The 9,751-nt window shown below is 37.9% G+C and carries 8 protein-coding genes; 3 read left to right on the top strand and 5 right to left on the bottom strand.

The window, feature by feature from the left end; all coding sequences use genetic code 11:
* Window positions 1-126: 126 nt before the first annotated feature.
* The 3 genes from NZ519_08705 to NZ519_08695 form a co-directional block, all read right to left on the bottom strand.
* On the bottom strand, window positions 127-1,914 hold the full coding sequence (locus NZ519_08705; GenBank protein MCS7028832.1) for an ABC transporter ATP-binding protein: 1,788 nt from the start codon (window positions 1,912-1,914) through the stop codon (window positions 127-129).
* A 96-nt stretch (window positions 1,915-2,010) separates the two neighbouring features.
* Window positions 2,011-2,808: a prohibitin family protein gene (locus tag NZ519_08700; GenBank protein MCS7028831.1), complete on the bottom strand. Its 798-nt coding sequence runs from the start codon at window positions 2,806-2,808 to the stop codon at window positions 2,011-2,013.
* Between the two features lie 130 nt (window positions 2,809-2,938).
* The gene (locus NZ519_08695; protein ID MCS7028830.1) at window positions 2,939-3,544 is read right to left on the bottom strand and encodes a peroxiredoxin family protein; all 606 of its coding nucleotides are present in this window, start codon (window positions 3,542-3,544) and stop codon (window positions 2,939-2,941) included.
* Between the two features lie 263 nt (window positions 3,545-3,807).
* Between NZ519_08695 and NZ519_08690 the strand changes: the two genes are divergently transcribed.
* From NZ519_08690 to NZ519_08680, 3 genes are all read left to right on the top strand, one after another.
* Window positions 3,808-4,146, top strand: a complete 339-nt coding sequence (locus NZ519_08690) for a hypothetical protein (GenBank protein MCS7028829.1) — start codon at window positions 3,808-3,810, stop codon at window positions 4,144-4,146.
* Window positions 4,147-4,218: 72 nt separating this feature from the next.
* Complete coding sequence (locus NZ519_08685; GenBank protein MCS7028828.1) at window positions 4,219-6,975, top strand: PKD domain-containing protein; 2,757 nt, start codon at window positions 4,219-4,221, stop codon at window positions 6,973-6,975.
* 622 nt (window positions 6,976-7,597) lie between these two features.
* A complete protein-coding gene (locus NZ519_08680; protein ID MCS7028827.1) occupies window positions 7,598-9,460 on the top strand; it encodes a type IIA DNA topoisomerase subunit B in 1,863 nt (620 codons plus the stop codon).
* Here the strand turns inward: NZ519_08680 and NZ519_08675 are convergent.
* The gene (locus NZ519_08675) at window positions 9,406-9,558 is read right to left on the bottom strand and encodes a hypothetical protein (GenBank protein MCS7028826.1); all 153 of its coding nucleotides are present in this window, start codon (window positions 9,556-9,558) and stop codon (window positions 9,406-9,408) included. The two genes, NZ519_08680 and NZ519_08675, sit on opposite strands and share 55 nt — an antisense overlap.
* A partial coding sequence (locus NZ519_08670) for a hypothetical protein (protein ID MCS7028825.1) occupies window positions 9,546-9,751 on the bottom strand: 206 nt, incomplete at its 5' end. The genes NZ519_08675 and NZ519_08670, both read right to left, overlap by 13 nt.

The following is a 9,751-nucleotide window of genomic DNA, read 5'->3' as shown; positions in this document are numbered from 1 at the left end:
GAGCATGCCGATAGGCAGTGCGCAGCGTTAGCGGAGCACCGAAGCGAAGCGTAGTGCGGAATGCCCCGACCCTTGCGCCAGCAAGGGGCACGCCCAAAAAATAAAACTTATCTAAATAATTAAACCTTAACCTGATGCGCGCAAACTCACATTCCTGTTGGCAGATATACCTTTGGGAATGGCATTGATAAGCTGCTTTGTATAATCCTCTTTAGGATTGCGGTAAATATTCTCTGCTTCATCTATTTCTACAATTTTACCTGCCTTCATTACTGCAATTCTGTCAGACATAAACTTGACTACACTCAAATCATGAGAAATAAAGATACAGGTAAAATTGTACTCATTTTTGAGCTCATTGATTAGGTTGAGTACTTGCGCTTGTACAGACACATCCAAAGCAGATACTGATTCATCACAAATAATAAACTTTGGGTTAAGTGCTAATGCCCGAGCGATGCAAATTCTTTGTCTTTGTCCGCCTGAAAACTCATGGGGATAGCGATTAAAAAAATTAGGATTGAGATTGACACGCTCTAAAAGTTCATAGACTCGAGCGCGCCGCTCTTCATCATTAGCAAGAATATTGTGCACTTTCATCGGTTCTAAAATGGCATATCCTACCGTCAAACGTGGATTGAGCGAGGCATAAGGGTCTTGAAAAATAATTTGAATTTCCCTGCGAACTTTACGCAATTCCTGTGGATTAAGCTGTAAAATGTCTTTTCCTTTGTAGTATATTTTTCCACCAATAGGCTCAACTAACCGCATAATACTTCTACCTAACGTACTTTTGCCACAACCTGACTCACCTACCAATCCCAAAACTTCCCCAGGATAAACATCCAAAGATACATCGTCGACAGCTTTTTTGTATTCTATTACTTTTCCAAAAAAATTCTTTCGTGCAGGAAAGTATGTTTTAAGTTTTTCAATTTTTAATATAGGTTCTTGGGATTGTAAGTATTGGTTTCGGGATTTAATTTCACTTTCTGAAATAGTATTTTGAATAATTATCTCCTCTACGCTTTTTTGTGTGCCATTTCCATATATACTTTGCTCCATGAAGTCTATAACTGTGGGCAATACTTTAAGTTTGACATCAAGTCTAGGTCTGCAAGCTAATAGCCCCTTAGTGTAAGGATGCTGGGGCTTTAAAAAAATATCTTCAACGTTTCCCTGTTCTACAATTTTGCCATGGTACATTACGAGTACATAATCAGCAATTTGGGCAATTACGCCTAAGTCATGCGTAATAAATATCATACCCATGTTGTACTCTTTTTGGAAGCGTTGCATGAGTTTGAGTACAGTGTCTTGTGTAGTTACATCTAGAGCTGTGGTAGGTTCATCGGCGATGAGTAGAGAGGGTTGGCAGGACATAGCCATGGCAATCATTACTCGTTGTTTTTGCCCACCTGAAAGTTGATGAGGAAAAGCATTAAAAATTCGTTCAGGATCAGGTAGTTGTACTTCTTTAAAGAGTTGAATGGTGCGCTCTCGGGCTTGTTTTTCTGTCATTTTTTGGTGAAGTTGCAAGACTTCCATTACTTGGTTACCACAGGTAAAGACAGGGTTAAGAGAGGTCATGGGTTCTTGAAAGATCATGGCAATTTCGTTACCTCTAAGCGTGCGCATTTCTTTTTCACTTAACGCCAATAAATTTGTTTGCCCCTGTTTCCTACTGCTAAACCAAATTTCCCCATTAGTGATTTTACCTGGTGGGTAGGGAATCAAACGCATTATTGATAAAGAGGTAACCGATTTTCCTGAACCTGATTCGCCAACAATACCTACAACTTGCCCTTTGCGCACTTGAAAAGAAATATTGTCTACAGCTTTGACAATTTTATCTCCTGTTTGAAATTGAGTTTCTAAGTTTCTGACGTCTAAAATAATGTCCTGCCCATGCATTTTACAGTCAGTATTCCGCAATGATAAGAAATTTGCTGAACAATACCTAAAAATTCCATTTTATTGAAGATAGCATGTTGAGGTAATCTTTAATCATTACTTCTTCTCGTCATTTATTAAAACCGGCGTTTTACCATCTGTAATAATAATCTTTGTATTATTGGATTGAGATAATTTTTCAAAAACTTCTAGACTTTTATACTTGATAATAAGTTCATTTAATCCTTCGGAAAGGATTTTTTGGGCGTTTCTGATACCTTCTGCTTGTATGCGAAGGCGCTCTGCTTCTTGTTTTTCTTTTTCTAGAATGAATTTCATGGTTTCTGCTTCTTGCTCTGCTCGTAATTTATCTTCAATAGCTCGGGATAAGTTTTCAGGCAGCTGGATACTTTTAAGTAGAACTGCTTCTACGATAAAACCTCTATCGCCTAAAATATCGGTCATTTTTTTAGCAATAGCAGCTTCTATATTTTTACGCTCTGATGTATGTAGGTCTTTAGCAAAAAACTGTGCAGTTACGTCTGCTGCTGCGGATCGTAGGACACTCAAAATAACCTTCTCACCATGTTTTATACCAATGGTTTCTACTACTTTTATGGCAGCTTCAGGGGCAATTCTAAACATTATTGCTAATTCACAATCAATAGATAAACCTTCTTTGGAGGGCAATCGGTCTAAACTTACGGGCATGTTGATAGTTCGTGTGGGTACCTTTATCATTTTGGTGGTAAGCGGATTGATAAAGTAAAATCCTTGTTTTTTAATATCACCCTTGATTTTACCTAATCTTTGCTTTACGCCTACCTGTCCTGGTCTGACAATAGTACAGCCTGGTAATAACAAGGATGCCATTAGCACGGTTAAAATAAATTTGTGTATTTTATCTATACTCATAGAATTGAGTTCAGAAGTTATGGGTTATGCAAGGATAGACGTGTTCAGAAAACACTTTCAAATCAAAAAACTTACCTATCCTTGTGATAATCTGCCATACGCAAATAAGCCGCAAAGATACCTATGGTTATTATTCATTTAATATTTTTTCAACGTAGCTCATAGTTTGTTCAGGTTTGCTATCTGTGTTGCAATTAGCATACTTTACTCTTCCCTCAGGACTTATGATGTATACAGTGGGCATAGCTAGTGGATATGAGCCATCAGCGTCTGCCTTGTCTACTTTCATACCTTTTTTCTCATACAACTCTTTTGTTAATTCATCCAAACGATAAGTAACTTTGTATTTATCTTGGATAATATAATTTTTATCTTCTATAAATGGAACTTCATTTGTAATGCCTGCGCGAGCAAAAGATTGTTTAGCCATTTCGCGATCGGGTCCTATAGCCACTACGGTTCTACCTGCTTTTGCTAATTGTATCATTTTGTCTTGAAAATCATAAATTTCCTGCTTACCGTAAGGACACACTTTGGCACGATAAAAAACGAGAATAACAGGACCTTTCTTAATAAGTTCTTTCAAATCTACTGTTCGCCCTTCTATATCCGTAGCGGAGAATTCAGGTGCTTTTTCACCTGTACGTAACCCTTCAGGATAAGCATGCTGTGCAATTAATACATTGCTTGACAGTGTAGCTACCACCCAGAAGAATGTAATATACCAGTACTTCATATTTGATAAAGCTAATTTCTATAATTTTTTTGAATTATGCAAATATAAATAAACTTTCTTTTTAGTGTACTCAAGTAAGTTTTAATTTACTATGCTCCTTATTCGTAGGTCAATTTTTATGCCAAATGAAACTAACCTTTAGGCTTAGAGGTATTTTTCAATAAATCCCCCCAGCAAGGTATAAAAAAATTTTTATTTTCAACAAATAGCTTATATATTTGTAATCTGATATGAAAAGTCTATTTACATTTTTGCTCTTGTTCATGCTAATAGTAACAGTAGGCAGATTTTGTTATGCTCAGCAGCGATCACCTGTGTCTGCAAACATAGATGCTAACTGGGTAGTTCAAATACCAAATACTAACCCTGTTGCGAAAGAGTATGAAGCGTCTATCAAAGCTTTGAACTTTACCTATGAACAAGCCTATCGCTTTTTCAACTGGTATAGTGAGAATTTGGTTATTTTTCAGTTAGATTATATCAACCAAAAGGTAAAGATTATATTGGGTACAGAATATAGGCCTGAGTGGACTGCTGCTGACTGGAATAATTACCTTTTACAAAAAGCTAACAAAGCTAGAAGCAAAAATGTCACCTTCTAAAAGCTAGATAAAATGAAAAAACATAATTTAATACTTGCTTTTGTTCTTGTATCAAGCTTTACATCTAGTTACTTGTGTGCACAGATAGTGGGTACAAGTGTATTTCTTCAGGGAAACTATGTGGAGGTAGCTGTATCAGGGTGCGGAACTTATGGTACTAGTACTTCTGCTCCAGCGGGTTACCACCCTAATGTTGGCACTATGCTGGGGTTTGTTGCAGATCCGTATAGAAATGGTTGGACAGTACCAGGACCAGGTACTTTTCCCAACTACATGGGAGACTACTTTGTGCCAGGTTCACCCGAAGAAGGATGGGGAATTCAATTTACAGGCGGAAATTATGGGAACTACAACCTATGCAATCAAACAGGTCCGAGTGGAGGTGTATCAGGTTCTATTACTTCATATAACGTTACTCCTACTACCATAAGTGCTACTTGGTTAGGAACAATAGGCTCATTGCGAATAGAGCAAACTACTACCATATACAAGGACTCTCTATTCATCCTAACGTGCATGGATATTCGTAATATTGGTACCTCACCTGTAAACAACGTGTATTACATGCGAAATGTAGACCCTGACAACGAGCAACCTTGGACAGGAAATTTCACTACTACAAACACAATTGTCTACCAGCAGCCTATGTCGCCTGACTATAGAGCATTAGTTAAAGCAGTAGGACTAAATTACAATGCGTACCTAGGTCTAGGTAGTAAGGACCCTAGGGCAAGAGTGTCTCATGGCGGCTTTTTCAATAGAATTCCAACTGATGTATACAATGGTACAGGGGGGCTAACAGGAACTCTTGGTGCAGTTGAAACTTCAGACGAAGCTATTTCTATTGCTTTTAATTTAGGAAACTTAGATCCAGGTGAGTGTGCTAAGTTTGCTTACGTATATATTCTTGCTGAAAGCCAGCTAGAAGTAGCCCTAGATGCTACTATTCCTGCATTCCTCGCTAATAGTGTAGACATATCTACTAATCCTGTAGTAAACATAACCAAAGATTGTAATGGAACCGTTACGCCTGTTACACTGGAGCTATCTCCTAGGCCAGGAGCTTGCCCTATTAGTTGGACATACACCTGGTCCCCTGCTACAGGCTTAAACACAACCACAGGTAATACGGTTATTGCATCACCTTCTGATACCACCATTTATACAGTTACGGGTACAGATGATTGCGGTACCGTTCTGTTTTCAAGAAATATTCAAGTCAATGTAACTCAAATTTCTACTTTCACTACCGATCCACCATTATTTGACATCAATCCACAAAAGATCTGCGCAGGTCAATCGCTTACGTTAGCTATACCACAAAGCTCTTACTTTCCTGGGTACAAGTACTGGGCAGACTTTAACGGAGATAACGTTTTTGATGATAGTACCACATATAATCCAACAGCAGCAGGCACAATGACCTATACGTACACTACGCCAGGAACTTATGTGCTTACATACAGAGTAAGAAGCGACGACAGCTGTTTTGCTACCATTACTCGGGTAGTAGAAGTTGTGCCTAACCCAGTAGCACAAATTACCTTACAAAAAGATACAGTTTGTGAAGGAAAACCACTCTTTATTGGAAATAATTCAATTTATGCTAATGCTTATGAATGGTCTTTCTTCAACAGCAGTGCAATGAATGTCTTACCTCCCCGGTTAGACACAACTACCACAGGGTTCGCTGTAACCTTCTCTACACCAGGTACCTACACTATTAGGCTAGTAGCCAAAAACACTTTAGGTTGTAACAATATAGATACTAAATTCGTAACTGTCATTCCAGCACCTGAAGCAAACGTAACTCTTAGCGATTCAGTAGTATGTATAGGAGATGCTGTAACATTCAGCACTACTAACACTGGTAATTATTCTTGGGACTTTAGCGAAACAGGAATCAGCACACCTTTATATAATGTACCCAATCCTGTGAGAGTATTTACTCAACCCGGTGTATACACAATAGGCTTTACAGCTTATGGCTCTACGCTTGATTGCGAAAAAACAATATATCGCAAAGTTAGAGTATTAGAAAAACCTACTCTAAATATGAAAGTATCAGACACGGTTATCTGTGTTAAAGAGCCTATTGTATTCAAAAACCTATCTAGTATGAACAATAATGGTCAAAGTCTAACATATACTTGGAACTTTGGCGATGGTAATACAGGGGTAGGTAATACAGTAGCACACATATATCAAAATCCAGGCACATATTGGGTAAAACTTACAGCTACCACAAGCTATGCAGGAAAAAATTGTACCTATATGGACAGCATTAAGGTGGTAGTCAATGAGGCACCTCAAATTACAGATATATTAGCTAATCCTGATTCAGCACTGGCTACACCTTTCCAATCTATACAGTTTACCCCTGTGTATACCAGCAACTTAATTCCCAACACCTTTGCTTGGAACTTTGGAGATAACTCTGCAGGCAGCGATGCCGAATCACCTACACACACTTACTCTGATGCAGGATTGTATCCCGTTCAACTCATTATGACCAATAAACAAGGATGTAGGGATACATTTGTATTCTACATGCGAGTCATTGACTCAGATAGCCTATTTGTTCCCAACATTGTAACTCCAAACAATGATGGTAAAAATGATGTATTTAAAGTTCGCTTCAAACAGCTCAAATCTTACCACATAGAAATTTACAACCGCTGGGGGGCTAAGGTCTTTGAAAGTGATAACCCTAACGAGGTATGGGATCCCATCAAAGAGCAAGATGGTGTGTATTATTATGTCATTACATCAGAAGGTAGATTTGGCACTAATTTTAACCGAAAAGGTAACATAACGGTTATGCGGTAGGTAAAACTAACTAAAGCAGGGGCAATAGCTCCTGCTTTTTTTATCCAAGCTGGCATACTTCAAAAACAATCTATATGAGATTCTTCTATGTAACTTACAAACTGGTAACTTTACAATTTTGAGATTTTAGTCAAAAATTATTACTTTTATACCCTTGTAAATTTGGAAAAAGTTTGTGGCTATCTATTTTAGAATACTACTATGACACTAACAAGAATACAAATTTCAAGAATTTTTTGGTAAGTACTACATCGGCAAAAGCCCCCCTACGCCCTTCCTCCATAACCAATACAGAATATTCAAATTTGACTTCAGGACATAGACACTGAATCACGACCTTGTGGTAGAGTTAAAATACTTAAAGAAAAGTCAAGAGGGGAAGCTTGACAAAGCAAAGCCGAAACACAAACGTAGGTTTTGAAAGCATTATCAGCAGAATAAAAATTTGCAAAACAGATTTGGATTGTTACTGTCAAATTGTATGTATGTAGAACAAGTAATACTTTCAGTCAAACACGAAACTTAATATCATTAGACTTTTTTAAGAGAAAGTACAAAACACACAGAAGTATCTGCTCTAATTGGTAAAAAAAATTTACCTAAAACTTTTTATTTTTGCAGTATGGTAAAATATACAGAGGAAAGTATCAAGTCTTTGGATTGGGTAGAGCATATACGCTTGCGGCCAGGTATGTATATCGGCAAATTAGGTGATGGTACAGCTCCAGATGATGGCATTTATATTCTGCTCAAAGAGATTATTGACAATGCAATAGATGAATACACTATGGGCTTTGGTAAAAAGATTCAAATTACAGTTACAGAAAATGAAGTCAAGGTAAGAGACTTTGGTCGCGGAATTCCACTCGGAAAGGTGTTAGATTGTGTGTCTAAAATCAATACAGGAGCTAAGTATGACTCAGAAGCTTTTAAAAAAGCAGTAGGATTAAATGGTGTAGGTGCAAAAGCAGTAAATGCACTTTCTCAATACTTCAAAGTTACATCTATTCGGGATAAACAGCAAAAAACAGTTGAATTTTCGCAAGGTAAGTTGCTCAAAGAATATGAAATTGCACCCACTAATGAACCTAATGGTACCTATGTGCATTTTATTCCCGATGAAAAAATATTCAAAAAATTTAGTTTTTTGCATGAATATGTTTCGTCCATGATATGGAATTATGCGTATTTACATTCGGGTTTAATTTTAGAGTATAATGGTAAAACTTATGTTTCTCAAAATGGCTTAGCTGATTTACTTTATCAAAAAACTCGTTCAGAGACTCTTTGTTATCCTATTATACACCTAAAAGACCAAGACATTGAAGTAGCTATTACGCACAATCAAGAATATGGAGAAGAGTACTATTCTTTTGTCAACGGACAGCATACAACACAAGGGGGAACGCATTTACAAGCCTTCAAGGAAGCTTATGTAAAAACTATACGAGAATTTTATAAGAAAGACTATGAAGCAGCAGACATACGAGCCTCTATCGTAGCAGCAATAAGTATCCGTATCCAAGAACCTGTTTTTGAGTCGCAGACTAAAACTAAGTTAGGTTCGCAGAATATTACACCGCAGGCAGATTCGCTTTCTATTCGTACGTGGATACAAAATTTTCTCAAAAAAGAATTAGATGACTATTTACACAAGCATCCCGAGGTTGCTGATGCCCTACAAAAGAAAATTTTACAATCTGAGCGTGAGCGAAAGGAAATAGCAGGTATTAAAAAATTAGCGCAGCAGCGCGCAAAACGCGCTAATCTTCACAATAAAAAGCTCCGAGATTGCCGCATACACCTTACTGACCTTAAAAATGAACGCCGTTTAGAAACTACTCTCTTCATCACAGAAGGTGATTCAGCAAGTGGTTCGCTTACGCAAGCCAGAGATGTGGACACTCAAGCTGTATTTAGCTTACGTGGTAAACCTTTGAACTGCTATGGTATGAAAAAGAAAGTTGTATACGAAAATGAGGAGTTCAATCTTTTGCAGCACGCCTTAGACATAGAAGAGGGATTGGAAAATTTACGCTATAATCGGATTGTTATAGCCACAGATGCTGATGTAGATGGTATGCATATTCGCTTGCTTATGCTTACTTTCTTTTTGCAGTTTTTTCCTGATTTAGTCAAAAATGGGCATTTATACATTTTGGAAACGCCACTTTTTAGAGTGAGAAATAAAACAAAAACGATTTATTGTTACTCTGAACAAGAAAAGTTTGAAGCCATACAGAAACTAGGCGGAAAACCTGAAATTACTCGTTTCAAGGGACTCGGTGAAATTTCTCCTGAGGAATTCAGTGCCTTCATAGGTCAGAGTATGCGTTTATCTCCTGTTATTATTACGCCCGAAGTAACTATTCAGAAGCTATTAGACTACTACATGGGCAAAAATACTCCTCAAAGGCAGGAATTCATTATTCAGAATCTTAGGATAGAAAAGCAGGATCTAAATCTTCTTGCTGCTGAAAAATGAGCTAAAGAATAAGTTTTTTTGGGCGTGCCCCTTGCTGACGCAAGGGTCGGGGCATTCCGCACTACGCTTTCGCTTCGGTGCTTCGCTACGCTTCGCACTGCCTAACGGCATGCTCCATGCCCCTCACGCAGATGACCTGTGCAGTTATGTCTTTACCTTGTTTAAGCTTGAAGTACAAGTACTTACAAACTAAAACTTTGCATAAAATACAGAGAAACGATGGTTTCAGAGATCCCTTGCGTGAGGCATGCGAAGGGTGGGCGTTAGCCCAGTGCGGAGCGAAGCGTAGCA

It is taken from the genome of Bacteroidia bacterium, assembly GCA_025056095.1.
Taxonomy (GTDB): domain Bacteria; phylum Bacteroidota; class Bacteroidia; order JANWVE01; family JANWVE01; genus JANWVE01.
The sequence above is the reverse complement of the archived record's forward strand: the minus strand, read 5'-3'. Positions and strand labels throughout refer to the sequence as shown.